The 25024-nt window shown below is 67.3% G+C and carries 27 protein-coding genes and 2 pseudogenes; 10 read left to right on the top strand and 19 right to left on the bottom strand.

Annotated features, from left to right (window positions below; all coding sequences use genetic code 11):
* The first annotated feature begins 15 nt into the window (after nucleotides 1–15).
* From HNP02_RS06825 to HNP02_RS06840, 4 genes are all read left to right on the top strand, one after another.
* Entirely contained in the window at nucleotides 16–477 is a 462-nt protein-coding gene (locus HNP02_RS06825; protein WP_309241440.1) for an SRPBCC family protein, read from the top strand.
* Between the two features lie 81 nt (nucleotides 478–558).
* A complete protein-coding gene (locus tag HNP02_RS06830) occupies nucleotides 559–876 on the top strand; it encodes a helix-turn-helix transcriptional regulator (RefSeq protein WP_184436373.1) in 318 nt (105 codons plus the stop codon).
* The gene (locus tag HNP02_RS06835; protein WP_184436375.1) at nucleotides 873–1379 is read left to right on the top strand and encodes an SRPBCC family protein; all 507 of its coding nucleotides are present in this window, start codon (nucleotides 873–875) and stop codon (nucleotides 1377–1379) included. Before HNP02_RS06830 ends, HNP02_RS06835 begins: the two co-directional genes overlap by 4 nt.
* Before the next feature lie 10 nt (nucleotides 1380–1389).
* Nucleotides 1390–2043 (top strand): flavodoxin family protein, encoded by a 654-nt coding sequence (locus HNP02_RS06840; protein WP_184436377.1) that lies wholly within the window; start codon nucleotides 1390–1392, stop codon nucleotides 2041–2043.
* On the opposite strand, the gene HNP02_RS06845 is transcribed toward HNP02_RS06840, so the two are convergent.
* The 6 genes from HNP02_RS06845 to HNP02_RS06870 form a co-directional block, all read right to left on the bottom strand.
* Entirely contained in the window at nucleotides 1994–3376 is a 1383-nt protein-coding gene (locus HNP02_RS06845; RefSeq protein WP_184436379.1) for an FAD-containing oxidoreductase, read from the bottom strand. The two genes, HNP02_RS06840 and HNP02_RS06845, sit on opposite strands and share 50 nt — an antisense overlap.
* Before the next feature lie 10 nt (nucleotides 3377–3386).
* Nucleotides 3387–3869, bottom strand: coding sequence for a DUF4126 family protein (locus HNP02_RS06850; RefSeq protein ID WP_184436381.1), 483 nt, complete (start codon nucleotides 3867–3869; stop codon nucleotides 3387–3389).
* A 25-nt stretch (nucleotides 3870–3894) separates the two neighbouring features.
* Nucleotides 3895–4746: an ATP phosphoribosyltransferase gene (gene hisG / locus HNP02_RS06855; RefSeq protein WP_184436598.1), complete on the bottom strand. Its 852-nt coding sequence runs from the start codon at nucleotides 4744–4746 to the stop codon at nucleotides 3895–3897.
* A 38-nt stretch (nucleotides 4747–4784) separates the two neighbouring features.
* Entirely contained in the window at nucleotides 4785–5066 is a 282-nt protein-coding gene (locus HNP02_RS06860; RefSeq protein WP_184436383.1) for a phosphoribosyl-ATP diphosphatase, read from the bottom strand.
* A gap of 39 nt (nucleotides 5067–5105) precedes the next feature.
* Nucleotides 5106–6578: a sugar porter family MFS transporter gene (locus HNP02_RS06865; RefSeq protein WP_184436385.1), complete on the bottom strand. Its 1473-nt coding sequence runs from the start codon at nucleotides 6576–6578 to the stop codon at nucleotides 5106–5108.
* Nucleotides 6579–6674: 96 nt separating this feature from the next.
* The gene (locus HNP02_RS06870; RefSeq protein WP_184436387.1) at nucleotides 6675–7358 is read right to left on the bottom strand and encodes an HAD family phosphatase; all 684 of its coding nucleotides are present in this window, start codon (nucleotides 7356–7358) and stop codon (nucleotides 6675–6677) included.
* A gap of 38 nt (nucleotides 7359–7396) precedes the next feature.
* Here HNP02_RS06870 and HNP02_RS06875 point away from each other — a divergent pair, with 38 nt between their 5' ends.
* Nucleotides 7397–8221, top strand: a complete 825-nt coding sequence (locus HNP02_RS06875; protein WP_184436389.1) for an SDR family oxidoreductase — start codon at nucleotides 7397–7399, stop codon at nucleotides 8219–8221.
* Here the strand turns inward: HNP02_RS06875 and metH are convergent.
* Both metH and HNP02_RS43980 read right to left on the bottom strand, forming a co-directional pair.
* On the bottom strand, nucleotides 8203–11865 hold the full coding sequence (gene metH / locus HNP02_RS06880; protein WP_255506305.1) for a methionine synthase: 3663 nt from the start codon (nucleotides 11863–11865) through the stop codon (nucleotides 8203–8205). The two genes, HNP02_RS06875 and metH, sit on opposite strands and share 19 nt — an antisense overlap.
* Nucleotides 11866–12101: 236 nt before the next feature.
* Nucleotides 12102–12268, bottom strand: a pseudogene (locus HNP02_RS43980) (homocysteine S-methyltransferase family protein); the annotation flags it as partial.
* 86 nt (nucleotides 12269–12354) lie between these two features.
* On the opposite strand from HNP02_RS43980, the gene HNP02_RS06885 reads away from it, so the two are divergent.
* Nucleotides 12355–13218 carry a PAC2 family protein gene (locus HNP02_RS06885; protein WP_184436600.1) on the top strand — a complete coding sequence of 288 codons (864 nt, stop codon included), beginning with the start codon at nucleotides 12355–12357 and terminating at the stop codon, nucleotides 13216–13218.
* An 8-nt stretch (nucleotides 13219–13226) separates the two neighbouring features.
* Entirely contained in the window at nucleotides 13227–14171 is a 945-nt protein-coding gene (locus HNP02_RS06890; protein WP_184436400.1) for an alpha/beta fold hydrolase, read from the top strand.
* Here the strand turns inward: HNP02_RS06890 and HNP02_RS06895 are convergent.
* The 10 genes and pseudogenes from HNP02_RS06895 to HNP02_RS06940 form a co-directional block, all read right to left on the bottom strand.
* On the bottom strand, nucleotides 14161–15591 hold the full coding sequence (locus HNP02_RS06895; RefSeq protein ID WP_375373641.1) for a DUF1254 domain-containing protein: 1431 nt from the start codon (nucleotides 15589–15591) through the stop codon (nucleotides 14161–14163). The two genes, HNP02_RS06890 and HNP02_RS06895, sit on opposite strands and share 11 nt — an antisense overlap.
* Before the next feature lie 85 nt (nucleotides 15592–15676).
* Nucleotides 15677–15829: pseudogene (locus tag HNP02_RS06900) on the bottom strand (SDR family NAD(P)-dependent oxidoreductase); the annotation flags it as partial.
* A 47-nt stretch (nucleotides 15830–15876) separates the two neighbouring features.
* Nucleotides 15877–17115 carry a cysteine--1-D-myo-inosityl 2-amino-2-deoxy-alpha-D-glucopyranoside ligase gene (gene mshC / locus HNP02_RS06905; RefSeq protein ID WP_184436404.1) on the bottom strand — a complete coding sequence of 413 codons (1239 nt, stop codon included), beginning with the start codon at nucleotides 17113–17115 and terminating at the stop codon, nucleotides 15877–15879.
* A gap of 97 nt (nucleotides 17116–17212) precedes the next feature.
* On the bottom strand, nucleotides 17213–17968 hold the full coding sequence (locus HNP02_RS06910) for a 3'(2'),5'-bisphosphate nucleotidase CysQ (protein ID WP_309241442.1): 756 nt from the start codon (nucleotides 17966–17968) through the stop codon (nucleotides 17213–17215).
* A 10-nt stretch (nucleotides 17969–17978) separates the two neighbouring features.
* Nucleotides 17979–18644, bottom strand: a complete 666-nt coding sequence (locus HNP02_RS06915; RefSeq protein ID WP_184436408.1) for a GNAT family N-acetyltransferase — start codon at nucleotides 18642–18644, stop codon at nucleotides 17979–17981.
* 61 nt (nucleotides 18645–18705) lie between these two features.
* On the bottom strand, nucleotides 18706–19536 hold the full coding sequence (locus tag HNP02_RS06920) for an SCO1664 family protein (protein ID WP_184436410.1): 831 nt from the start codon (nucleotides 19534–19536) through the stop codon (nucleotides 18706–18708).
* Nucleotides 19520–20104 carry a DUF3090 domain-containing protein gene (locus tag HNP02_RS06925; RefSeq protein ID WP_184436412.1) on the bottom strand — a complete coding sequence of 195 codons (585 nt, stop codon included), beginning with the start codon at nucleotides 20102–20104 and terminating at the stop codon, nucleotides 19520–19522. The genes HNP02_RS06920 and HNP02_RS06925 overlap by 17 nt, the downstream gene beginning before the upstream one ends.
* 56 nt (nucleotides 20105–20160) lie before the next feature.
* Nucleotides 20161–20850, bottom strand: a complete 690-nt coding sequence (locus HNP02_RS06930; protein ID WP_184436414.1) for a histidine phosphatase family protein — start codon at nucleotides 20848–20850, stop codon at nucleotides 20161–20163.
* On the bottom strand, nucleotides 20847–21677 hold the full coding sequence (locus HNP02_RS06935) for an undecaprenyl-diphosphate phosphatase (protein ID WP_184436602.1): 831 nt from the start codon (nucleotides 21675–21677) through the stop codon (nucleotides 20847–20849). The genes HNP02_RS06930 and HNP02_RS06935 overlap by 4 nt, the downstream gene beginning before the upstream one ends.
* A 36-nt stretch (nucleotides 21678–21713) precedes the next feature.
* On the bottom strand, nucleotides 21714–22025 hold the full coding sequence (locus HNP02_RS06940) for a hypothetical protein (protein WP_184436416.1): 312 nt from the start codon (nucleotides 22023–22025) through the stop codon (nucleotides 21714–21716).
* A gap of 177 nt (nucleotides 22026–22202) precedes the next feature.
* Here HNP02_RS06940 and HNP02_RS06945 point away from each other — a divergent pair, with 177 nt between their 5' ends.
* Genes HNP02_RS06945 through HNP02_RS06955 form a run of 3 tightly spaced genes read left to right on the top strand, consistent with a single transcriptional unit; the run spans nucleotide 22203 to nucleotide 24498 of the window.
* Entirely contained in the window at nucleotides 22203–23183 is a 981-nt protein-coding gene (locus HNP02_RS06945) for a YncE family protein (protein WP_184436418.1), read from the top strand.
* On the top strand, nucleotides 23180–23437 hold the full coding sequence (locus HNP02_RS06950) for a DUF5703 family protein (protein WP_184436420.1): 258 nt from the start codon (nucleotides 23180–23182) through the stop codon (nucleotides 23435–23437). Before HNP02_RS06945 ends, HNP02_RS06950 begins: the two co-directional genes overlap by 4 nt.
* Nucleotides 23437–24498, top strand: a complete 1062-nt coding sequence (locus HNP02_RS06955) for a quinone-dependent dihydroorotate dehydrogenase (RefSeq protein WP_184436604.1) — start codon at nucleotides 23437–23439, stop codon at nucleotides 24496–24498. Before HNP02_RS06950 ends, HNP02_RS06955 begins: the two co-directional genes overlap by 1 nt.
* On the opposite strand, the gene HNP02_RS06960 is transcribed toward HNP02_RS06955, so the two are convergent.
* A complete protein-coding gene (locus HNP02_RS06960; protein WP_184436422.1) occupies nucleotides 24495–25022 on the bottom strand; it encodes a YbhB/YbcL family Raf kinase inhibitor-like protein in 528 nt (175 codons plus the stop codon). The two genes, HNP02_RS06955 and HNP02_RS06960, sit on opposite strands and share 4 nt — an antisense overlap.
* Nucleotides 25023–25024: the final 2 nt, after the last annotated feature.

Raw genomic sequence — 25024 nt, forward strand, 5'->3', positions numbered from 1 at the left:
CAGCCAACGATAGAAGTGACACAGCGGGTCCGCTGCGATGTCGCCACGCTGTGGAAACACGTCACGGACATCACTCTGCCAGCGCGCTGCTCGACGGAGCTGGAGACAGTCGAATGGCTCGATGGCTCCGACCACGTCGAGGTCGGTGCACGCTTCTGCGGCCGCAGCAAGCACGACGCGTTCGGCGACTGGGAGGCGGTGTGCGAGGTCGTCGAGGTCGAAGACCAGCGCCGCTGGGTGTGGAACGTCATCGGGCTCGACGGCATCGGCGCGACCTGGGGGTTCGAGGTGGAGCCGACCAGCGACGGCGCGCTGGTTCGGCAGTGGGGCCGGATGGGACCCGGACCGTCCGGTCTGACGCCGGCGATCGTCGCGCAACCGGACAAAGAGGCCAGGATCGTTGCGCGTCGGCTGTCCGAATGGCAGCAGAACATGCAGGCCAACCTCGAATGGATCCGGTCGCAAGTAGAAGTCTGATCTTCTGGGCGAGCGAAGCGACGGGGGATTCAAACGCTATATTTGCTTGCATCTATATAGCTGATCTGCAATATTAGTGGAGTGGACGTCTTCGAGGCCGTGGCCGAACCGAGCAGGCGCGCCCTGCTGGATGCGCTCACCGAGGGCGAACGCACGGCAGGCGAACTGGTCTCCACGCTGCCAGGCCTGACTCAGCCCACCGTGTCCCGGCACCTGCGGGTGTTGCGTGAGGTCGGACTCGTCGAGGTCCGGCCGGACGCACAGCGCCGCATCTACGCGCTGCGGGCCGACGGCCTCGCCGAGATGGACGAATGGGTCTCCCGGTATCGCCGCTACTGGGCAGGCCATCTCGACGCGCTGGAGCAACACCTGCAATCGACGCATCTGGAGACGAAATGATCGGCCGCGAAGGGCAACTCAGCATCGAGGGCGACCGCGCGGTGCTGCGCTTCGAACGACGACTGCCGTATCCGCCCGCAGCGGTGTGGTCAGCGCTCACCGAACCCAGTCACCGTGACCGCTGGATGGGCAAGTCCTCGATCGAGCCGCGCGAAGGCGGCGCCATCGAGACGGTGGCGTCGGGCCCGCAACTGCCGCCGGACATGAAGCGGATGACGGGCCGGATTCTGATCTGGGATCCGCCGCACGTGCTGGAACACGAATGGCACCAGCAGATCGTCGAGCCCGGCGTGGTCCGCTACGAGCTTCACCCGGACGGCGACGCGGGCACTCTTCTGCGGTTCACCCACCGCGGCCTCGGCGTGCCCAACGCCACCGGTTTCCGGCCCGGTACTCAGGCCTTCCTCGACCGCCTGGAAGCCCACCTCGCCGGCGACCCGCTGCCCAACTGGGCCGAACGCTATCGCGAGATCGCCGGTGTCCCACCCACCTATGACCGATGAAGGAAAACACATGAGCGGCAATCACTCCCACGCGACACCGGTCCTGGCGGTCGCCTATCACTCCGGCTTCGGCCATACGTCCACCCTCGCAGCTGCGGTGGCGGCAGGCGCCGGGACGGGCGGCGCCAAGGTGAGCGTGATCGCGGTGGACGCGATGACCGACGCCGACTGGGACGTCCTCGACCGGGCCGACGGCATCATCTTCGGCAGCGCCACCTACATGGGCAACGTGTCAGCCGGATGGCAGTCCTTCGCCGAGCAGACGGGGCGCCGCTGCCAGAACGGGACGTGGCGGGACAAGGTGGCCGCCGGCTTCACCAACTCCGGAGCCAAGAGCGGCGACAAGTTGTCCGCGCTGGTGTCACTTGCGGTGTTCGCCGCCCAACACCACATGCACTGGGTCAATCTCGGCTTGGGAGCGGGCTGGAACAGCGCGGCGGGCAGCGAGAACGACCTGAACCGGCTCGGGTTCTGGCTGGGTGCGGGCGCGCAGACCGACGTGGACGCCAACCCCGACCAGGTGCACCCCTCCGACGTCGCAACCTGCGAGCATCTCGGACACCGGGTTGCGGTGGTCAGTCGTCAGATGGTCGCGGGACGCGCTGTGGTGCAACCTATTTCAGCGGCTTCATCTCTTGCAGCATCGTCGGCACCAACTCGCTGACGGTCGGGTGGATGTGCATGGTCCGTGAGATCGCCGTGTAGGGCAGTTTCGCGGTCATCACGTCGAGGATGTCCTGGATGACCTCGTCACCGCCGACGCCGAGGATCGCGGCGCCGAGGATCTCCTCGGTGTCGGCGTCGACCACCACCTTCATGAACCCCTGTGTCTCGCCCTTCTCCACCGCGCGACCGACGCGGGTCATGGGGCGCTTGCCCACCAACGCCTTTCGGCCGGACTTGCGGACCTCGTCGACCGTCATGCCCGCGCGGCCCAGTGGCGGATCGGTGTACAACGCGTAGGTCGTGACCCGGTCGCTGACCCGGCGCGGATCGTCGTCGAGCAGGTTGGCGGCCACGATCTCGAAGTCGTTGTACGACGTGTGCGTGAAGGCACCCTTGCCGTTGCAGTCCCCCATCGCCCAGATGTGTTCGACGCTGGTCTGCAACTGGTCGTCGACGGTGACGAAGCCCCGCGCGTCGGTCTCGACCCCGGCGACGTCGAGGCCGAGGTCGTCGGTGTTGGGCCTGCGCCCCGTCGCGACGAGGAGATGCGTGCCGGATACGGGTTCGGCTCCGTCGCTGGGGTACAGGTCGAACCCGTTGTCCTGCTTGACGATCCGCATCGACGTGGCGTTGACGTGAATGTCGATTCCCTCGGCCTCGAGGATCTCCTTGATCGCGGCCGACACGTCCTCGTCCTCGCGGGAGGTCAGCCGCGGACCCTTCTCGACGACACTGACCTTGGCGCCGAACCGGCGGTACATCTGGGCGAACTCCAGCGCGATGTAGCTGCCGCCGACGATCACCAGATGCGCGGGCAGCACGTCGAGGTCGAGGATGCCCACGTTGGTCAGGTAGTCCACGTCGGCAAGGCCCGGAATGTCCGGCACGACGGCGCGACCACCGACGTTGAGGTAGATCCGGTCGGCCGTCAGCACCTCGTCGTCGACCCGGATGGTGTGCGGATCCTCGAAGCGGGCGTGCCCACGGATGAAAGTGCAACCGTCCATTCCCTCGAGCCATGACTCAACGCCGTGACGGTCGTCGAGCATGATGGCGTCCTTGCGCGCCTTGACCTTTGCCATGTCGACGGTGACATCGCCGGTGCCTCCCCCGATGTTGATGCCGTACTCGGCTCCTCGGCGGGCGACGTGCGCCGTGTGCGCGCTGGCGACCAGTGTCTTGGTCGGAATGCAGCCGTAGTTGACGCAGGTGCCACCGACCAGCTTGCGCTCGATCACGGCGACGGTCTGTCCTGCCGCGGTCAGCCGCCCGGCTAGTGGCGGGCCTGCCTGGCCTGCACCGACGATGATGGCGTCGAATTGTCGTGTCACGGTGGGCAAGTCAGATGATGCTGGCGAGGGCGACGACGGCGAACCCACCAAGCACCGCGACGGCGTCCTCGGTCAGTGCGACGGGCAGATCGTGTCCACCGTTGCGTTCGACGAGACCGCTACGCGCCCGGTAACCGGCCAGAGTGCCGAGGACCGCGCCGACCACGCCTGCGCCGGTCGAGCTGAAGGTGTGATGCCAGCCGGCACCGATCACCGCGCCGGCGAATGCGCCAGTGACGAGCCGCGCGATGAACTGCGGCGGCACCGTACGGCTGGGCGTGGACGGCAGCTGATCGGTGACCAGCTCCACCGCCAGCAGGATGGTCAGGACGGTGACCGTGATCGGGTGACCGACCCACTCCGCCCACGTGCCGTCGACGGGAAGCCAGTTCAGCATCGCGCCCCACGCCACCACGGCAGGCGGGGTCAGCGCCCGCAAACCTGCCACGAAACCGATGAGTAGTGCGAGAACGATGACTAGCACTTGCGTCATGGCAGGAAGTTAGCACCCAAGCCGGTCAGAAGCGACAGAACCTGATGTCGGATGCCAGGATCGCCTTCGCGCCGATCGCCGCTAGCTCGTCCATGATCGAGTTGACGTCCCTGCGGGGTACCAGGGCCCGCACCGCAACCCAGGCCGGATCGGCTAGCGGGGCGATGGTGGGCGACTCGAGTCCGGGGGTGACCTCGGTCGCGGCGTCGAGCACCGTTCGCGGACAGTCATAGTCGAGCATCAGGTACTGCTGACCGAACACGACACCTTGCACGCGTCCGACGAGTTGGTCACGCGCGGCCGCCCCATCCTGGTCGGGCTCGGCCCGCTCGATGAGCACCGCCTCCGAGTCGCACAGGGAGTCACCGAACGCCACCAGGTCGTGCAGTCGCAGCGTGCGCCCCGAACCCACCACGTCGGCGATGGCATCGGCGACGCCCAGCTGGATGGAGATCTCCACCGCCCCGTCGAGTCGGATGACGTTGGCCTCAATCCCGCGGGTCGCCAGGTCCTTTCGCACCAGGTGCGGATACGCGGTGGCGATCCGCTTGCCCGCCAGGTCCTCGACGGTCCAGCTCTGCCCGGCCGGGGCGGCATAGCGGAAGCTCGCCGAGCCGAACCCGAGCGCCAACCGTTCGGTCACCGGGGCATCGGAATCCTGCGCCAGATCGCGGCCGGTGATCCCGAGGTCGAGCTGCCCCGAACCGACGTAGATCGCAATGTCCTTGGGCCGCAGGAAGAAGAATTCGACGTTGTTGGCCTGATCGACGACCGTGAGGTCCTTGGGGTCGCTTCGGCGACGGTAGCCGGCCTCGGACAGGATCTCGGCGGCCGATTCGCTCAGTGCACCCTTGTTCGGGACGGCGACCCGCAGCATGCCGTTCGTCGATGAGCCGCTTGCGCGAAGAGAATCGTTCATAGCTTCGCGTACACGTCGTCGAGTGAAAGCCCGCGCGAGATCATCAGCACCTGAGTCCAGTACAGCAACTGGCTGATCTCGTCGGCCAGCGCCTCATCGCCCTCGTGTTCGGCCGCCAGCCATACCTCGCCGGCCTCTTCGAGGATCTTCTTGCCAAGCCCGTGCACCCCGCCATCGAGGGCGGCGACGGTGCCGCTTCCCTCCGGGCGGGTGCGGGCCCGCTCGGTCAGTTCGGCGAACAGGGCGTCGAAGGTCTTCACGGCAGGCGATTGTTCCACGTGCCGTGCATCGAAGTCACGGCGGTTTCGCCACAGCGACTAGGTGCTGGCCTTTGGCAGTTCGTCGTGCAGGATCTCGGCGTGCATGTCCTCAAGCGATACGCCCTTGGTTTCGCGCACCCACTGCCAGACGAACACGAACGACAGGACAGCGCACAACGCGTAGAACCCGTAGGCCAGGCCCAGGTGATTGCGCAGTTGCGGGAACGACACGGTGATCGCCCAGTTCGCCGCCCACTGACCAGCGGCCGCCAGGCCGAGCGCGGCCGCCCGGATCCGGTTCGGGAACATCTCGCCGAGCAGGACCCACACCACCGGACCCCACGACATGCCGAACGCGACGACGAACACGTTGGCGGCGACGAGTGCGATCGGTCCTGCGGCGCCCTCGAGGAACGGTTTGCCGTCCGCGCCGACCGCCGCGGTACCGAAGATGACCGCCATCGTCGCCAACGACACCGCCATGCCGGTCGAGCCGACCAGCAGCAGCGGCTTACGGCCCACCTTGTCGATCAGTGCGATCGCGATCAGCGTGGTGAGGATGTTGACCACCGAAGTGATCACCGTGATGACGAACGACTGGCTCTCGTCGAATCCGACGGCCTCCCAGAGGACGTTGGAGTAGTAGAAGATCACGTTGATACCGACGAACTGCTGGAAGACCGACAGGCCCACGCCCACCCAGACGATGCCGTACAGGCCACCCGTCGGCTTGCGGAGGTCATGCCAGGACGGCTTGTCCTCGCGCTCCAGCGTCTCCCGGATCCTGGTGATAGTGATCTCGAGGTTCTTCTCGCCGAGCAGCATGTTCAGCACCCTGCGGGCTTCCGGAATCTTGTGGCTGGCAACCAGATAGCGCGGCGACTCCGGAATGGTGAACGCCAACCCGCCGTACACCAGCGCGGGCACCGCCATCACCAGGAACATCCAGCGCCAGGCCTCCATGCCAAGCCACAGCTCCTCGCCTGCGCCGCCTGCGATCTGCGCCAACACGTAGTCGATGGCCAGCGAAAGGAAGATGCCGGACACGATCGCCAACTGCTGCAAGGAGCCCAGTCGGCCGCGGATGCGTGGTGGTGACGTCTCGGCGATGTAGGCAGGCGCGATCACCGACGCGATACCGACGCCGATACCGCCGACGACCCGGAAGATGACGACCAACCACACATTCGGTGCCAAACCCGTCCCGATGGCACTGATGAGAAAGAACACCGCGGCGATCTTCATGACCGAGATACGGCCGATGCGGTCGGCGATCCGGCCGGCGGTCATGGCGCCTGCGGCCGCGCCAAGCAGCGCCGAGGCCACCGCGAAACCGAGCGAGGCGTTGCCGATGCCGAATTCTTCCTGAATCGACGAAACCGCCCCGTTGATGACCGCGCTGTCATACCCGAACAGCAGGCCGCCGAGTGCGGCAACCGAGGCGATGCGGATGGCGGTGCGGCCTGACGAGAAGTCCTCGTCACTGATTACCGACGAGGAGTCGTCGACGGGTGGACCCTGACCGGCCATGAGGCTTCCTTCCGCAGCGCTGCGTGACGTGTGTCACACCTACGATTGCACAGTCGAAGGAGCGGTAGGGCCGTATCCCGGCCGTGGTTTTCCGGGTCAGGCCAGCTGTTCGTCGCGCTCGCCGGAGAGGCTCGCGAAGATGCCCCGCAGATCGTCGACGTCGAGTTCGCTCAGCGAACTCACGTGCCTGCGGTACGGACCTCCCGGCACGTCGACGTCGTTGGGTACCACCAGAACCGGGGCCCCGGCCGCCTCGGCCGCAGCGGTGCCCGTCACGGAGTCCTCGATCGCAAGACACTGCGACGCGTCGAAGCCCAGCAACTCTGCCGCGCGCAGGTACGGGTCGGGCGCGGGCTTGGCATGCACCACCTCGTCCCCACACACGGTCGCCGAGAAATAGTGGCGGCCAATGCTGTTCAGCGCACGCTCGGTGAGGTCGCGCCGGGTGTTGGTGACCAGAGCCAGCGGTACGCCCGCCGCGACGAGCTTCTCGAGAAGCTCCTGGGCGCCTGGCAGCCACGGCAGCCCCGTCTCGAACAGCTCACCGGTGTAGTCGTGCAGCCAGTCGGCGGATTCGGCCATCGCCGCAGGCTCCGGCTCAAGACCGAGTTCGGCGTAGACGGCCCTCATGACGCTCTCCGACGAACCGCCCACCGTCGCCTCGCGCGCCTCAGGGCTCAATACGCCGCCGAGACGCGCGCAGAGCGCGTTCATCGATACGTCCCAGAGCTTTTCGGAGTCGACAAGCGTGCCGTCCATGTCCCAGAGCACCGCTTGCACGCCCCAATTCTGTCATGGGCCCGCGCTAGCGTGAAATCATGACGATTCTCGTGACCGGCGCCACCGGGAACATCGGCCGCCGCGTGGTCGATCACCTCATCGACCTGGGCGCCAACGACATCCGCGCTCTGACCAGGAATCCCGCGAAGGCCAACCTGCCCGACACCGTGACACCCGTGATCGGTTACCTCGGCGATCCGGAGTCACTGAGGGCGGCGCTGGCCGGCGTGGAGCGGATGTATCTGGCGCCGTTGCCGCAGACGTTGGATGCCACGCTAGAGCTGGTCAAGACGGCAGGCGTGGAGTACGTCGTCGCGCTTTCAGGGAGCGCGCACTGGCAGGAGCACTCCGACGCGATCACCGCGTCCGGCGTGGTCAACACCCAGCTCGGACCAGGCGAGTTCTTGGAGAACTTCGCCATGTGGTCGGAGGCCATCAAGGCCACCCACACGGTCCGCGAGCCGTACCCGGACGTGGTTGCGGCGCCGATCTCGATGGACGACATCGCCAGGGTGGCCGCCGCGCTGTTGGTCGAGCCCGACCCGTCGCACTACGGCCAGTCCTACGAACTCACCGGCCCACAGGCGCTGACCCGCGCGCAGATCGCCGTCCAGATCGGCGTCGGCATCGGGGTCGACGTCACCTTCGAGGTGTGCAGCCGGGGCGATGCGGAGGCCGCGCTTCAAGCCAGGATGGGCGGGCAGGCGGCCTGGTATCTCGACCTGCTTGCCGAAGGTGTCAGCGCGCCGCAGCAGGCCAATTCACTGGTGACCGAACTGACCGGGACGCCGGCCCAGTCCGTGGCGCAGTGGGCGGCGCGAAACGCCGAGCTCTTCGTCTCGGCTCAGTCCTCCGGGTTGTAGGCGAGATTGGGGCCGAGCCAGCGTTCGGCTTCCTTCAGGGTCCAGCCCTTGCGCTTCGCGTAGTCGGCGACCTGGTCCTGGGACACCCGGCCGACCACGAAGTACTGCGACTGCGGGTGCGAGAAGTACCAGCCGCTGACGGCGGCACCGGGCCACATCGCCATCGACTCGGTCAGCTCGATGCCGGTCCGCTCTTGGACGTCCATCAACTCCCAGATCGTCGTCTTCTCGGTGTGCTCCGGGCAGGCCGGGTAACCGGGGGCAGGGCGGATTCCCACGTACTTCTCCCCGATGAGAGCCTCGTTGTCGAGCTGCTCGTCGGGTTGGAATCCCCAGAACTCCTTGCGGACCCGTTGGTGCATCCGTTCGGCGAATGCCTCTGCCAGCCGGTCGGCAAGCGATTCCAGCAGGATCGCGCTGTAGTCGTCGTTGGCTGCCTTGTACTCGACGATCTTGTCGTGGCTGCCGAGCCCGGTGGTGACGGCGAAGGCGCCGACGTAGTCCCGGAGGCCCGTTTCTTTGGGGGCGATGAAGTCGCCGAGCGACCGGTTCGGGATGCCGGCCCGGTGCTCGCCCTGCTGGCGCAGGTTGTGCAGCTTGGTCAGCACCGCGGTACGGGTCTCGTCGGTGTAGACCTCGACGTCGTCGCCGACCGCGTTCGCCGGGAAGAACCCGATCACGCCGTTGGCAGTCAGCCACTTCTCCTTGATCAGCGTGTCGAGCATCTCCTGGGCGTCGTCGTACAGCTTGCGGGCAGTCTCGCCCGAGACCGGATTGTTGAGGATGTCGGGGAAGCGGCCCTTCATCTCCCAGGCGTTGAAGAACGGCTGCCAGTCGATGTACTCGCGCAGCTCTGCAAAGTCGTAGTCAAGAAATTCTCGTACTCCCGCACCTTGCGCGGGCACCGGCGGTGTGTAGCCGTCCCACTCGATCGGCGTCCGGTTCGCGCGGGCCTTCTCCAGCGTCAGCATCGGCCGCTCGCTCTTCTGGGCGTGCCGTTCGCGCAGGGCGGCGTAGTCCTTTTCGGTGGCCTCCAGCAGGGCTGGCCGCTGCTTGTCGTCGAGGAGTGCAGCAGCGACCGGCACCGAGCGGGAAGCATCCTTCACCCAGACCACCGGACCGGTACGACGCGGCGACACCTTCACTGCCGTATGAGCGCGCGAGGTGGTCGCGCCACCGATCAGCAGCGGGATCTCCAGCCCCTGACGCTCCATCTCGACGGCGAAGTTGACCATCTCGTCCAGGGACGGGGTGATCAGGCCGGACAGCCCGATGATGTCGGCGTCGTGCTCCTTCGCCGCGTCCAGGATCTTCTGGGCAGGCACCATCACCCCGAGGTCGATCACTTCGTAGTTGTTGCACTGCAAGACGACCCCGACGATGTTCTTGCCGATGTCGTGGACGTCGCCCTTCACCGTCGCCATGATGATCGTGCCGTTGGTCTCTTTCCCAGCTGCAGCGCCAGACTCTTCCTTCTCCGCCTCGATGAACGGCAGCAGATACGCAACGGCCTTCTTCATCACCCGAGCCGACTTCACGACCTGGGGAAGGAACATCTTGCCCGCGCCGAAGAGGTCACCGACGACGTTCATGCCGTCCATCAGCGGGCCCTCGATCACCTCGATCGGACGACCACCTGCACCCTCGATCTCGGCCCGCAACTCCTCGGTGTCCGCATCGACGTCGGCGTCGATGCCCTTGACCAGCGCGTGTGTGATCCGCTCGCGGACCGGGAGAGATCGCCACTCCGCAACCTTTGCGTCACCGGGTCCTTCCGAGCTGTTGAACCGCTCGGCGATCTCCAAAAGCCTCTCGGCCGCGTCCTCGCAACGGTTCAGGACGACGTCCTCGATCCGGTCCCGCAATTCGGGGTCGATCGAGTCGTAGGGCACCAGTGCACCCGCGTTGACGATGCCCATGTCCAGGCCGGCCTTGATGGCGTGGAACAGGAACACCGCGTGGATCGCCTCGCGGACGGGGTTGTTGCCCCGGAACGAGAACGACACGTTCGAGATACCGCCGGAGATGTGCACCCCTGGCAGGTTCTCCTTGATCCAGGCGCAGGCCTCGATGAAGTCGATCCCGTACGTCGCGTGCTCCTCGATACCGGTCGCCAGCGCAAAGCAGTTCGGGTCGAAGATGATGTCCTCGGCCGGGAAGCCGACCTCTTCGGTCAGGATCCGGTAGGCGCGCCCGCAGATCTCCTTGCGGCGCTCCAGGTTGTCGGCCTGACCCTGCTCGTCGAAGGCCATCACGACGACGGCGGCGCCGTACTTGCGGCACAGCCGTGCCTCGCGGATGAACTTCTCCTCGCCCTCCTTCATGGAGATCGAGTTGACGATCGGCTTGCCCTGCACGTTCTTCAGGCCCGCCTCGATGACGTCCCACTTGGAGGAGTCGATCATCACCGGGACGCGGCTGATGTCCGGCTCGGACGCGATCAGCTTGGTGAACCGGTCCATCGCGGCGATGCCGTCGATCATGCCCTCGTCCATGTTGATGTCGATGACCTGCGCACCGACCTCGACCTGCTGCAGGGCGACCGACAGCGCGGTGTCGTAGTCGTCGGCCTTGATCAGGTTGCGGAACCGGGCGGAGCCGGTGATGTTGGTGCGCTCACCGATGTTCACGAACAGGGAGTCGTCGGTGATGTTGAGCGGCTCCAGGCCCGAGAGCCGGGTGGCCACCGCGATCGCCGGTAGCTCGCGCTGCGGCACGCCCTCGACGACCTTGGCGATCTCGGCGATGTGCTCCGGCGTCGTTCCGCAGCAACCACCGACCAGGTTCACCAGGCCGGCCTCGGCGAACTCGGCGATGTAACCGGCCTGAGCCTCCGGGGACTCGTCGTACTCGCCGAAGGCGTTGGGCAGGCCGGCGTTCGGGTAGCAGGAGACGTAGGTGTCCGCGATCCGCGCCATCTCGGCGATGTAGGGCCTCATCTCCGGCGCGCCAAGGGCGCAGTTGAGGCCGACCGCGATCGGCTTCGCGTGCCTGATCGCGTTCCAGAATGCTTCGGTGACCTGCCCGGACAACGTCCGCCCTGAAGCATCGGTGATGGTGCCCGATATGATCACCGGCCAGCGGCGTCCGCGGTCCTCGAACAGCGTCTCGAGGGCGAACACCGCCGCCTTGGCGTTCAGCGAGTCGAAGATCGTCTCGATGATGAGGAGGTCGGAACCACCGTCGACCAGGCCGTTGGCAGCTTCGAGGTAGGCGGCGACCAGCTGGTCGTAGGAGACGTTGCGGGCTCCGGGGTCGTTGACTTCCGGCGAGATCGACGCAGTCCGCGTCGTCGGCCCGATGGCGCCGGCCACGTAGCGGGGCTTCTCCGGGGTGCTGAACTCGTCGCAGACCGTGCGGGCCAGGGCAGCGCCTGCGTAGTTCAGCTCGTAGCCCAGCTCCGCCAAGTCGTAGTCGGCGAGCGAGACCGAGTTGGCGTTGAACGTGTTGGTCTCGAGGATGTCGGCGCCCGCCTCGAGGTACTCCCTGTGGATTCCCTCGATGATCTGCGGCTGCGTCAGATTGAGCAGGTCGTTGTTGCCCTGGAGGGCGGTCGGCCATTCCATGAACCGTTCGCCGCGGTAACCGGCCTCGTCCGGCCGATCCCGCTGGATCGCCGTGCCCATCGCGCCGTCGATCACCATGATCCGCTGACCGAGAACAGCCGTCAGTTCATCGGTGCAGTCGGGGCGGATGTTCGGCTCAAAGATCTTTGGCTCCGGGGCGTCCACGTGCGTCCTTCCATAACGGAAGGCGTCCTTAACTCTGCCGAGCGTGGCGGATACCGGAAGGGGACTGGCCCCCCCAACTAACCGTTGCAACGCCTCTCGACCAGAAAAGTCTACGTCGTCACCCGACATCTGGACGCCCAGCTCGACCCGACCCGCATGGCGACCGCGGCGCCCTTGAGCACCAGCTCGGGGATCTTGTCGGCAATGTCATAGTTACCAAGGTTAACGAGATTGCAGCCGAACGTGTTTCGTCTCAACCGCGTCAGCGCCGGTTGTCGTCGAGGGTGAGGTCGGCATCGTGCAGCTGGGTACCCATTGCGCCATCGCCCACCACCAAGTGACCGCGGAACCCAACCCGCGTGGAGATGACGCTCGCGTGTGCCACGCAGGGCTTACGCTGGCCTGGTGACAGACCTGCCCAAACTGCACGACACGATCATCGTGGCGGCCTTCGAGGGCTGGAACGACGCCGGTGACGCCGCCAGTGACGCGCTCGAGCACCTCGACGCCATCTGGGAGGCCGAGACGCTCGTGGAGATCGATGACGAGGCCTATTACGACTATCAGGTGAACCGCCCCGTGATCCGTCAGATCGACGGCGTCACCCGTGAGCTGGTGTGGCCGTCGATGCGCATATCGCACTGCCGCCCGCCTGGCAGCGAGCGCGACATCGTGTTGATGCACGGCGTCGAGCCCAACATGCGGTGGAGGACGTTCTGCGCGGAGCTGCTGGCGATCGCCGACAAGCTGAACGTGGACACCGTGGTGATCCTCGGGGCACTGCTGGCCGACACGCCGCACACCCGGCCCGTTCCGGTCTCCGGCGCCGCCTACTCCCCCGAGTCGGCCAAGTTCTTCGGCCTTGAGGAAACCCGCTACGAAGGGCCGACGGGCATCGCCGGGGTGTTCCAGGACGCCTGCGTGGCTGCCGGAATCCCCGCGGTGACGTTCTGGGCCGCGGTTCCGCACTACGTGTCGCAGCCGCCGAACCCGAAGGCCACCGTCGCACTGCTCCGGCGCGTCGAGGACGTGCTCGACATCGAGGTGCCGCTCGCCAACCTGCCGACGGAGGCCGAGGAGTGGGAGCTGGCGGTCACCGAGATGACCGGTGAGGACGAGGAGATCGCCGAGTACGTGCAGTCGCTCGAGGAGCGCGGCGACGCCGAGGTCGACATGACCGAGGCGCTCGGCAAGATCGACGGTGACGCGCTGGCCGCGGAGTTCGAGCGTTACCTGCGCCGCCGCGGTCCCGGGTTCAGGAGCTGAGCCGAGCGATGGCGCTGCTGCGCTCTTGCGCGGCACTGTTGGCCGTGCTGGCCGTCGTTGCGGCCTGCGCATCGGATGCCGGCGACTCCGCTGACTTCGCCCGCTCGGTCGACATCGGCGGGCGCAGCGTCTACCTGACGTGCCACGGCACTGCCGAGGCGGGCGAACCCACCGTCGTGCTGATCTCCGGTTACCACGATTCGTCGGACGTCTGGACCGAATCCGACGTGCTCGGCCTGATCGGGTCCGCCACCGGCCCTCCGGTGTTCCCCGCGCTGTCCGCCGCGCACCGGGTATGCGCCTACGACCGGCCCGGCACGTTGCGCTACGTCGATGGCACCCCGCTGACCGACCGGAGCACACCGGTGGCCCAGCCAAGGACCGCACGGGACCTGGTCGCCGAACTCCACGACGTGCTGACCGCCGCCGCGGTCCCTGCTCCCTACGTCGTGGTCGGGCACTCACTCGGCGGGCTGATCGCGCGGGCCTATGCCCAGACCCACGCGGACCAGGTCCGCGGCGTCGTCTTCGTCGACGCTTTCAGTGCGTCCATTCCCGTCCTCTTCGGCGCCCGCTGGCCCGTCTACCGCGATCAGGGCCTGAATCCTCCCGCCGACCAGATGCCGGTGGCGTCGATGCGCGGCCCCGACTCCGAACGCGTCGACCTCGACGCCAGCGTCGCCGAAGTGCTTGCCGGGCCGGCATTTCCGAACGTGCCGGTGGTCGTGCTGACGAAGACGGAACCGTTCGCCGGGCTGAGGTCCTTCCCCGGGCTGCCCGCCGACGAGACCAACCGGCTCTACGAGCAGGCTCAGCATGACGTCGTCGCACTCGCACCGGATACGCCCCAGATGATCGCGACCGGCAGCGACCACTACATCCAGTTCTCCCAACCCGATCTGGTGGTCTTGGCCACCGAACTCGTCGAGCGGCGGGCAGCGGTCAGGTCCTGACCGGTTGCGGGGCCTTCCAGGTACCGCTCAGCGCATCGGGTTTCGGCCAGTACAGCCGCAGGATCACCTGGAACGGCCCCTTGGGCGCGGGTAGCCAGTTGGCCTCCTTGTCCGCGCCGGGCGACTCGTTCTGGATGTAGAGGGTGATTCCTCCGTCGGGATCCTTGATCAGACTGGACAGCATCGGCGAGTTGATCAGATACCGGTTCATCGGGTTGGCGACCAGCAGGCTCTGCGGCAGCTCGTACATGGTCAGCGACCAGAAGGCGTTGACCGGCGGCAGCTGACCCGACGCGAAGTGGTAGGTGTACCTGTCGGCACCGGTCAGCGGTTGCCCAGTCGAGTCGGACGACGCCCCGGGATAGATGGCCTCGTCCTTGCTGTTGCCGTAGATCCCCAGCACCGCGCCTGCCATCCGGTACAGGTAGTTGCCCGCCAGATACTGTGCGGTGCCGAACAAGTCGGCCGAACCGACCTGGCCGGTGTCGATCTTGTCCTTCTTGAGCGCGTCGAACTCCGCCCAGGCGTCGGCCATGCCACCTTCGATCGCCGACCGCATCTCCGGGGTGAGCTCGTCGGCGTGGAACGAGCCATCCGGCCCGATCCCGATGGTGCCGAACCGGTCCCGCATGGCCTTTTCAGCGGGCAGTACCGGCGCGAATCGCAACGCGAAGTTCATGATCTCGAAGAACTGCGGCGACGTCTTCTGCTGGTCGGGCGTCAGCGGTGGGACGAAGTCGATGGGCGGGGCTGGTGGGGGTGCCGGCTGGTTCAGGTACACCGACAGCGGCGTGACCTGATAGCCGTTCTGGATCTTCTTGACGCTGTCCAGGTCGGAGGGCCCGAGCAGTTGGGTGCGGTACAGCACCAGCGCGAGATCGGTATCGCTGCGGATCACCTTGTCGACGCCCTCGGGCGTCGCGCCCTTCCAGTTCGGGCCTGCCAGTAGGTATTTGCCGCCGCCATTGCCGGTGGTCCGGCTGCCGACGTAGTCGAAGTCGTAGGTGTAGGCGTCGATGAACTGCAGTGAGTAGTAGCGGTCCTGCTCGATGGGCGGGACGGTCAGCACCAGGGGTTCAGCCCGCAGGTCGGCGCCGACCGTCGAGTACGGGGTGTCGGAGTTCGGCGTCTGGATGGCGGTGTCCTCGGGCGTGTAAACCCTTGAGGTGTTGTGGATCTCGTTCCAGCCGCCCTTGTATTCCGGATCCTCCTTGTTGACGAAGTAGGAGTACATGACGCGGTAGTCGTCCACCATCGGGAAGCCGTAGACGTACGCCTCCTTGGCGATGGCGCGCGCCTGCTCGGGTGTGACGGCAGCCGGGCTGGGCGGCGGCGCGGAGCTGATCACCTCCGGCGTCTCGGTCTTGGTGCACCCGACCAGTCCGACGACGAGTGCGACGACGGCGACGATCTGTCTCATCAACGCTTTTCCAGCGCCTCGGTGCGTGCGCTCATCGAGCGGCCGAGCGCGGCCACTTCAACGTGGTGGCCTCGCCGAGTCCCCCACCGAGACTCGATGCTACCTCCGTGAGCAGGCCTTCATCGAGGTCGGTCAGCACCAGCTTGGCGCCCTTGCCGTGCAGGCGGCGGGCCACTTCAGCGCCGATGCCGTTCGCGCCTCCGGTGATCAGCACGACTTTTCCGTTCACAGAACCCATAGCCCGAAAACGTACTCCAGCCGACGCAGCGGCGGGCCGATCTGGGCTTACAGCGCGATGCCCAGCAATGCGTCGACGGCGGCCGCGACGGCCCGTGGCGCGTCGGTATCGTGTCCGCCGTAATCGAGCGCGTCGGTGCTCCAACCATCCAGTGCAGCAATTGCTTTCGGCGTGTCGAGGTCGTCGGCAAGGTACTGGCGCACGCGCGCGATCACATCGGCGGCGTCGGGCCCTGCGGGCAGCGTCGTCGCAGCCCGCCAGCGCGCCAGCCGGGTCTGCGCCTCGGCGAGCACGGCGTCGCTCCAGTACCGGTCGGAACGGTAGTGCCCGGCCAGCAGGCCGAGCCGGATGGCTGCTGGCTCGACGCCGTCGGCGCGCAGCCGGGACACCAGCACCAGGTTGCCGCGGCTCTTGCTCATCTTGTGGCCGTCCCAGCCGATCATGCCCGAATGCACGTAGTGGCGGGCGAATCGTCGCTCCCCCGTTACGGATTCGGCGTGCGCTGCGGAGAACTCGTGATGCGGGAAGATCAGATCGCTACCGCCGCCCTGGATGTCCAGATCGGTGCCGATGCGGCTGAGTGCGATCGCGGAGCATTCGACGTGCCAGCCGGGACGGCCTTGGCCGAATGGCGACGGCCAGCTGGGCTCGCCGGGCCGCTCGGCGCGCCACAGCAGCGCGTCCAGCTCATCACCCTTGCCCGCGCGGTCCGGGTCGCCGCCCCGCTCGCTGAACAACCGCAGCATGGTGTCGCGGTCGTAGCCCGACTCGTAGCCGAACTGCGGCGTGGCATCGGCGCGAAAGTACACATCCGGGTACTCGGCGTCGTCGACGACGTAGGCGGCACCGGAGGCCAATAGCTTCTCGACCAGTTCCACCACCTCGGCGATGGCCTCGGTGGCCGCGACGTAGTCGTGCGGCGGCAGCACCCGCAGCGCCGTCATGTCCTCGCGGAAGAGTTGGGTCTGCCGGTCGCCGAGCTCGCGCCAATCCACCCCGTCCCGGTTGGCCCGCTCGAACAGCGGGTCGTCGACGTCGGTGACGTTCTGCACGTAGTGCACGCCGTGCCCCGAGTCCAGCCACAACCGATAGATCAGGTCGAAGGACAGGTAGGTGGCCGCGTGACCGAGGTGAGTGGCGTCGTACGGCGTGATGCCACAGACGTACATGGTGGCCGTCTGGCCTGCCGACACGGGACGGACTTGGCGGTCGGCGCTGTCGTAGAGGCGCAATTGAGGGCCCTGCCCGGGAAGCTCCGGGACGCTCGGCGCCGGCCACGATTGCATGGCGTCGACTCTAGGGTGTGCGATCAGAACGTCCTCCAAATGGTGCGTCATCGAGTGATGCGACAACGGTGACGCCGATTACATTCCCGGGGTCTGGTTAGAACAGCGACCGGATCGCGTCGAGAAGTGTCTTGGACAGCTCCGAACGGCACATGACGAAGTCGGGAAGGTACGGATCACGCCGGTTGTAAAGCAACGGCGATCCGTCCAGCCGCGACGCATGCAGCCCGGCCGCCTGCACCACGGCCGACGGCGCGGCGGAGTCCCATTCCCACTGTCCGCCCGCGTGCACATAGGCATCGACGTCGCCGCGGACGACGGCCATCGCCTTGGCACCGGCCGATCCGATGCCGATCAGCTCGATGTCGAGCATGTCGCGCAGGTACCACAGCACCGTCGGGGGACGGCTGGTGCTCGTCGCGATCCGGATCGGGCCCGGCGTGCGCGGCGGGGGTGGCTCGACGGTGTCAGTGCGGTACACCTCGCCGACGGCAGGCAGGCCGACCGCGGCATCGGTGATGGCGCCGTCGGCGCCGCCGCTGCGCTGCCACAGGGCGATGTGCACGGCCCAATCGCTGTGGCCGCGCAACGAGAACTCCCTGGTGCCGTCTACGGGGTCGACGATCCACACGCGGTCGGCGCGCACCCGGGACAGGTCGTCGGCGGCCTCCTCGGACAACACCGCGTCGTCGGGGCGCTCCTCCTTGAGGCGATCCAGAATCAGCGTGTTGGCGCGGCGATCACCCTCGTCGCCGAGGTCGTACGGGTCGGAGTAACCGATCTCCTCGCGCACCGCCAGCAGCAACTCACCGGCTTCACTAGCCACCTGCGCGGCAAGCGCCGCGTCGGTCACGCGGGCTCGGTCACTTGGGCTCGGCACCGGGCGCGCGGACGACCATCGGGACGGCGGGGAAGTACGCCGCAATCTCCGATCGGCTCCGGCGCAGCGCTGCCGTGCCGAAACCGCGGTGGCGGTGGTCCGGGTGAATCCAAATCCGGACGTTGACCTCGCCGCCGAGGAGCTCACCGAAGACCATGCCGACCTTGTCGCTGCCCTCCTCCGCGACGAACCACACCGCCTCCTCGGCGGACACTCGCCCTAGCGCGGCGCTGATCTCGTCGTCGATGTTGCCCGCGGGTGCACCCGAGCCGTCGCCCTTGGCGCCGACGTCGCTGGTGCGGGCGCCGAAGATGTCACGGTCGGCCTCGCCAGAGAAGAGCCGAAGCACGAGGCTCTCCCCCGAGCTGGCCGGGCGATCGCCGAGAGTGAAGCTGAGCTGCTTGTTCAGGTCCTCGAGCTCGTTGGCGATCTTGCGGCGCGAGTCCTTGGTGAGTTGGGTGAACGACATCGCCATCACGGCTTCTCCGCCAAGGCGTGACGTCTCGAGCAGCGTCGAGATCGCCTCGACGGCGGCGGCCTTGTCGTCGGCCTCGACGATCACGTCGAGCACCTCGTGCCTGCGGTCGAGCGCCTTCAGGAGGGCATCGGTGATCTCGCGGCGGGCGGCGGCCCGATCGTGTTCGGTCATGACGACGAGCGTAGAACACGCCCGTCCACTGGGAGTGCCCCTTCCCTCGACGCCGAACGGCTTAGAACGCCGGCCACGGGATCGGGCGGTGCCGGTCGGGGCTGGGCATCACCGGATCATCAAGCAGTCCAACGGCTCTGGCGTAGAGCGCGGTGATCTCGCGTTCGGTGATGTGCCCGCTCAGCGCGTCGGCCAGCCCGTTCAGCAGCGCGTCGCGCAGACCGGCCACCTGCCCGAGCGTCTCGTCGTCCACGGGCTTGCCCGCCCATCCCCACAGCACGGTGCGCAGCTTGTCGTCGGCGTGCAGGCTGACGCCGTGGTCGACGCCGTACACGCTGCCGTCGACGGCGGAGAGGACGTGCCCGCCCTTGCGGTCGGCGTTGTTGATCAGCACGTCGAAGACGGCCATCCTGCGCAACCTGGCGTCGTCGGCGTGCACGAGGATGACCTCGTCACCCGCGTAGTCGTAGGCCCGCACGATCGGCAGGTACCCGGAGGGAACGTGGCCGACCGGCAGCAGGTCGATCAGGTCGGGCCCCGCTCCGGGTTCGTCGTCGTCGAGCGCGTCTCCCGGCTGATCCACCCACCGCTGCAACATGCCGGGCCCTGCGGGGCCGTCACGAATGATGGTGTAGGGCACGATGTTCCACCCGAGCGCGGCGGACACCAGGTACGCGGCCCGCTCGCGCCCGGCCAGCGTGCCTTCGGGAAAGTCCCACAGCGGCGCCTCGCCGGCGACGGGCTTGTAGACGCAGTGCAGCTCCCGGTCCGCCAGCCGGGCCTCGCACAGGAAGGTGGCGTTGCTCGCCGAGCGGATGCGGCCAAGGACGGTCAGATCGCCGCACCGCAACACCTCCCCGTCGACTCCCCCGTCGTCAGGTTTCTGGGTCATCGTCGGCCCCACCTAGGGCGCCGCGCAGGTAACCGTTGGTGCGCACGCAGATGTGGCCATCGGGATCGAGCGGCTCGTCGCACAGCGGGCACGGTGGGCGCCCTGCGGAGATGACGCGGCTGGACCGCGTCGCAAATTCGCGCGCCGATTCCGGCGACAGGAAGACACGCACGGCGTCGGGGCCGTCCTCGGCGTCGTCGAGCACGACGGACGCGTCGAACTCGGTCTCGGACACCGCAAGCAGCTCGACGACGACCGTTTCGGCCTCGGAATCCCAGCCAAGGCCCATGGTGCCCACCCGGAACTCGGCGTCGACCGGCATGATCAGCGGGCTCAGATCGCCGACGTCGCCCTCGGGCGGGATCGGGGTGCCGAATCGGCGGTTGATCTCAAGCAGCAGCGCTGCGATGCGCTCGGCGAGGACGGCGACCTGCTGTTTCTCCAGCATCACCGACACGACGCGCTTGTCGTGCACGGCCTGCAGGTAGAACGTCCGGTTTCCTGGCTGCCCGACAGTCCCGGCCACGAAGCGGTCGGGTGAGCGGAAGACGTGAATCGAGCGTGCCATGGCACCTTTCAAAATACCGGCATGAGCCCAGCTGTCGTAATCGTCGTGTGGGTGAATCAGTCGGTGGAACCACCAACGACGGCATCGGAGCTGGCATCGGAACTCGGCTCCGGTTTCGCGAGCAGCGCAGCGGTCAGTGCGGGGCCGGTGTGATTGACGTGCATGACGAAGGGCCGAAGCGTCGTGTAGCGAATCACGCTCATCGCGGCGGGGTCGACGGTGATCCGCTGAAAGCTATCGAGGTGCGTGCCGAGCGCGTCGGCCAGCACGGCCTTGATCACGTCACCGTGCGTGCAGGCCACCCACAGCACGTCGCTCTCGTGTTCGGCGGCAAGCCGCCGATCGTGCTCGCGCACCGCCTCCACCGCGCGGGCCTGCACTCGGGCAAGGCCCTCGCCGTCCGGGAACACCGCTGCGCTTGGCTGCTGCTGAACCACCGCCCACAGCGGCTCCTTGAACAGCTCCTCGATCTTGCGGCCGGTCCACTGGCCGTAGTCCACCTCGGACAGCCGCTCCTCGATCACCGGCTCCAGGCCGAGCGCGGCGGCCAGCGGCTCGACGGTGCGTTCGCAGCGCAGCAGTGGTGACCGCACGATCGCCTTGACCGGCAACGAACCGATGCGCTCGACGACCCCGTTGGCCTGCTCGCGCCCCTTGTCATCGAGATCGATGCCATCGGATCGGCCGGCCAGGGTGTGGGCGGTGTTGGACGTGGAGCGCCCGTGTCGCAGCAGGATGACCGTCATTGCGCGGCAATCGTGCCCGTGGCGAGCAGGATCAGCACGATGACGCCGACGATCAGCCGGTAGCCGACGAACCAGTACATGCTGTGGCTCACCAGGAACTTCAGGAACCATGCGATGGCGGCGTAACCGATCACGAAGGCAATGACGGTGCCGACCAACAACTGCAGCCCCGTCGCGCTCATGCCTGCGCCTTCGGGGTGGAAGGCATCGGGAAGCGAGAACAGGCCGGACGCGAGCACGGCGGGGATGGCCAGCAGGAAGCCGAACCGCGCCGCAGCCTCACGCTTTTGCGCCATGAAGAGTCCCGCGCTGATCGTTGCGCCCGACCGGGACACCCCAGGGATCAGCGCCAGACACTGGACCGAGCCGATGACGAGGCTGTCGCGCCAGGTGAACTGCTCGATGGTGCGGGTCTGCTTGCCGAAGTACTCGGCAGCGGCGATGACGGCGGAGAAGACGACCAGCGCAGTCGCGATGATCCACAGGTTGCGGACGTCGCCGCGGATGTAGTGCTTGAAGAGCAGCCCGGCCGCCCCGATCGGGACCGAACCGAGGATCACCCACCAGCCGAGCCAGTAATCGGGCGTTCGCCGCGCCTTGTCGAACAGTCCGCCGAACCATGCCTTCACGATCCGCACGATGTCGCGAGCGAAGTAGATCAACACCGCAATCTCGGTGCCGATTTGAATGACGGCGGTGAACGATGCGCCTGCGTCGTCGTGGAAGAACATCTGGGACACGATCGCGAGGTGACCGGACGAGCTGACCGGGAGGAATTCGGTGAGGCCTTGGACTACCGACAGCACGACCACCTGCAGCCAAGACACGTCAGTCACGCCGAAGACCGTACCGTGCGGCCCCTGTCAGTGCGCTGAACGAGGTACCTGTTGTGCGTCGGCGACGGCGTCCCGCACGGCGGCGGCCAGACTGCGCTCGTCGCTGACGTCGACGTTTGCCACGCTGTGGCTGGCCACGGCCATCACCTCATCGGCCTGCGGAACGGGCCCCGCGAGCCGCGGACGGTAGATCTCGACCATCAGGAGCTGCCGCTCGATGCGAAAGGAAAACGGGCGACCATCGCCGACGCGGCCAAAACCGCTCGCGTACATGCCAGTTGAGATGTCTTCGATGGTGAAGGCGTCGCCGGCTACCTCAGTGTTCGCCGTCATGGTCATGTCCGAACCCTACCTCTGGTACGACCGCCCGGGGAGCGGGAGTTGACGAATCCGTAAACGGGGGCTTGCCTACACTTGCCCATCGACGCACATCCACTTCGCATATCCGAAAGCTACCCTTTGCCGCCGCATCGCAAACTCGCAAGTCGCCTAGTTCACAGTGTCGCGATCTCCGTGATGGCGGTTGCACTAGCGGGATGCTCGACGAAGACGGCCGACGCTCCGCCGCCGACGATCGCGCCCGCCAATGCGGCCGACTCGCCACCGGTCACCGCCCCACCGGCAGGCGAGGTGCACCCGTTGAACGGCCCGGGCCTGGCGAGCACGTTCGACCGTGCGAGCCACACGCTGGTCGTTCTCGGTAGTGATCCTGCGGGGCGGTCCGTGCTGACCTTGGTTCCTGGTACGCCGCCGTCGCTGCCGGCGCGGACGGTGCCCCTGCCCGCGGCCGCGACGGCGCTGACCGGCGACGGCCACGGCACCGCCTTCGTCTCGACCAGGGGCGGCTACTTCCGCGTCGACGTCACCGGAGGCACGGTGACCCGACTCGACGTCGACGGCGCGGAGGACACCGAGTTCACCGCAATCGCCCATCGTGACGACGGCAAGGTCGTGCTGGGCAGCGCCGACGGCGCGGTGTACACGTTGAGTTCGGACACCGCGGTTGGCGCCAAGCTGGCGATCTTCGCCCGCGTGGATGCCCTTGCCGCACAGGGTGACACGGTCGTGGTGCTGGATCGTGGCCAGACGTCGGTCACCACCGTCGACGCGTCGGGAACGCACGCCGAACATTCGTTGCGGGCGGGTGACGGCGCGACAACCATCGCGGCCGATTCCGCGGGGCGGGTACTGGTCGCGGATACGCGTGGCGACGAGTTGCTGGTGTTCGGCGCGGACCCATTGATGCTGCGGCAGCGCTACCCGGTGCCGGGCGCGCCGTACGGGCTGACCGGTTCGAACAGGTTGGCCTGGGTGTCGGAGACGGCGACGAACAGCGTCGTTGGTTACGATCTGGCCACCGGAATACCCGTAGAGAAGGTGCGTTATCGAACCGTGCAGCAACCGAACTCCCTGGCCTTCGACGACGACGCCGGCACGCTGTACGTGGTGTCGGGTTCAGATGGGGGCGTGCAGGTGATCCCCCGGGCGGTCCCATGACGTCGGCTCAGCGTGGCCGGATGCCCGCGGGCTGGGAATCGGACCTGTCCGACGAGTACGAGTGGGCACCGCTGCGACTTCCCCCGGACGTGACGCGGTTGTCCGCATCGACGCGCCTGTCGATCGAGGCCGAGTACCGCGGTTGGGAGCTGACCCGAGTGCGCCTGTACACCGACGGTAGCCGTCGAGTTCTGTTGCGTCGCAAGAAGTCCGCCGCGGACCGGCGGGCCACCGACCCGCCAGGCACCGCGTGATCTACCGCGGGCTGCGCCGGGTGTTCTTCCTTGTTCCACCCGAACGGATCCACACCTGGGTCTTCGCGGGCCTTCGCACCGCAACGGCACCTCGCCCGCTGCGGCGCGGCCTGACCCGGTGGATGGGCCCGACGGACCCGGTGCTGGAGAGCACGGTGTTCGGCGTGCGCTTCCCCGGCCCGGTCGGCTTGGCTGCGGGGTTCGACAAGGACGGCACCGGCCTGAACACGTGGGGCGCCTTGGGTTTCGGATACGCCGAGGTCGGCACCGTGACCGCGCGAGCGCAGCCGGGCAACCCGCGGCCGCGGATGTTCCGGCTGGCCGACGACCGCGCACTGCTCAACCGGATGGGCTTCAACAACCACGGCGCTGGCGAACTCGCGCTGCGGCTGACGCGGCACAGCTCCGACGTGCCGATCGGCGTGAACATCGGCAAGACCAAGGCGACGCCAGCGGAGGACGCCGTCGCCGATTACGCCGAGAGCGCACGACTGGTCGGCCCGCTGGCGGCGTTTCTGGTGGTCAACGTCAGTTCACCGAATACGCCCGGCCTGCGTGACCTGCAGGCGGTGGAGTCGCTGCGACCCATCCTGGCTGCGGTCAAGGCGCAGACGCAGACGCCGGTGCTGGTGAAGATCGCGCCGGATCTGAGCGACGACGACGTCGACTCGATCGCCGACCTTGCCGTCGAACTGGGACTCGCGGGCATCGTGGCCACCAATACGACGGTGTCGCGCGAGGGCCTGCTGACCCCAGGAGTCGACACACTTGGCCCCGGCGGCATCTCGGGCGCCCCCGTCGCGCGGCGCTCTGCCGAGGTGCTGCGCAGGCTCTACCAACGGGTCGGCGACCGCCTGGTGCTGATCAGCGTCGGCGGCATCGAGACGGCCGACGACGCGTGGGATCGGATCACCTCGGGCGCGTCGCTGGTGCAGGGGTACACCGGCTTCATCTACGCGGGCGGCTCTTGGGCCAAGGACATCCACGACGGCCTGGCCCGCCGACTGCACGACGGCGGCTTCGCCTCGCTCGCCGACGCCGTCGGTTCTGCTGTGCGTTAGGGCTGCTCGTACGTGCCGTGGATGACGGCGCGGGCGATCGCGTGGCCGAAGAGGTTGAAGCCCAGATACGCAGGCGTGGCGTCTTCGGGGAGATCCAGCTTCTCCACGTCGACCGCATGCACTGCGATGAAGTAGCGGTGCGGGCCGTGTCCGGCAGGCGGGGCGGCGCCGATGAAGCGCTTCAGGCTGGCGTCGTTGGCCAGCGTGATCGCATCGCCGGGAAATCCGCTGCTGCTGCCGTCACCAACGCCGGCGGGCAGCTCCGTCACCGTTGCGGGCAGGTTGGCCACCGCCCAGTGCCAGAACCCCGACCCCGTCGGTGCATCCGGGTCGTACATCGTCACCGCGAAGCTGCGCGTCGTCTCGGGGAACCCCGACCAGCTCAGCTGCGGCGAGACGTCGGAGCCACCGGCGCCCATGATTCCGCTGACCTGGTCGTTGGATAGCGGTTGGCCGTCGGTGACCGACTCGGAGGTCAAGGTGAAAGAGGGCAGCTTGGGCAGATCGTCGTACGGAGTGCTCATGT

The organism is Mycobacterium sp. AZCC_0083, assembly GCF_014202335.1.
Classification (GTDB): Bacteria; Actinomycetota; Actinomycetes; order Mycobacteriales; family Mycobacteriaceae; genus Mycobacterium.

Bases quoted from the DNA above. Each gene is read 5' to 3' on its own strand.
- mshC (WP_184436404.1), bottom strand. From the start codon at position 17,115: ATGCAATCGTGGCCGGCGCCGAGCGTCCCGGAGCTTCCCGGGCAGGGC.
- HNP02_RS06875 (WP_184436389.1), top strand. From the start codon at position 7,397: ATGACGATTCTCGTGACCGGCGCCACCGGGAACATCGGCCGCCGCGTG.
- HNP02_RS06890 (WP_184436400.1), top strand. From the start codon at position 13,227: ATGGCGCTGCTGCGCTCTTGCGCGGCACTGTTGGCCGTGCTGGCCGTC.
- HNP02_RS06960 (WP_184436422.1), bottom strand. From the start codon at position 25,022: ATGAGCACTCCGTACGACGATCTGCCCAAGCTGCCCTCTTTCACCTTG.
- HNP02_RS06950 (WP_184436420.1), top strand. From the start codon at position 23,180: ATGACGTCGGCTCAGCGTGGCCGGATGCCCGCGGGCTGGGAATCGGAC.
- HNP02_RS06915 (WP_184436408.1), bottom strand. From the start codon at position 18,644: ATGACCGAACACGATCGGGCCGCCGCCCGCCGCGAGATCACCGATGCC.
- hisG (WP_184436598.1), bottom strand. From the start codon at position 4,746: ATGCTGCGGGTCGCCGTCCCGAACAAGGGTGCACTGAGCGAATCGGCC.
- HNP02_RS06940 (WP_184436416.1), bottom strand. From the start codon at position 22,025: ATGACCATGACGGCGAACACTGAGGTAGCCGGCGACGCCTTCACCATC.
- HNP02_RS06895 (WP_375373641.1), bottom strand. From the start codon at position 15,591: ATGAGACAGATCGTCGCCGTCGTCGCACTCGTCGTCGGACTGGTCGGG.
- metH (WP_255506305.1), bottom strand. From the start codon at position 11,865: ATGGTGATCGACGGCGCGATGGGCACGGCGATCCAGCGGGATCGGCCG.
- HNP02_RS06850 (WP_184436381.1), bottom strand. From the start codon at position 3,869: ATGACGCAAGTGCTAGTCATCGTTCTCGCACTACTCATCGGTTTCGTG.
- HNP02_RS06925 (WP_184436412.1), bottom strand. From the start codon at position 20,104: ATGGCACGCTCGATTCACGTCTTCCGCTCACCCGACCGCTTCGTGGCC.
- HNP02_RS06840 (WP_184436377.1), top strand. From the start codon at position 1,390: ATGAGCGGCAATCACTCCCACGCGACACCGGTCCTGGCGGTCGCCTAT.
- HNP02_RS06865 (WP_184436385.1), bottom strand. From the start codon at position 6,578: ATGGCCGGTCAGGGTCCACCCGTCGACGACTCCTCGTCGGTAATCAGT.
- HNP02_RS06930 (WP_184436414.1), bottom strand. From the start codon at position 20,850: ATGACGGTCATCCTGCTGCGACACGGGCGCTCCACGTCCAACACCGCC.
- HNP02_RS06945 (WP_184436418.1), top strand. From the start codon at position 22,203: ATGGCGGTTGCACTAGCGGGATGCTCGACGAAGACGGCCGACGCTCCG.
- HNP02_RS06920 (WP_184436410.1), bottom strand. From the start codon at position 19,536: ATGACCCAGAAACCTGACGACGGGGGAGTCGACGGGGAGGTGTTGCGG.
- HNP02_RS06835 (WP_184436375.1), top strand. From the start codon at position 873: ATGATCGGCCGCGAAGGGCAACTCAGCATCGAGGGCGACCGCGCGGTG.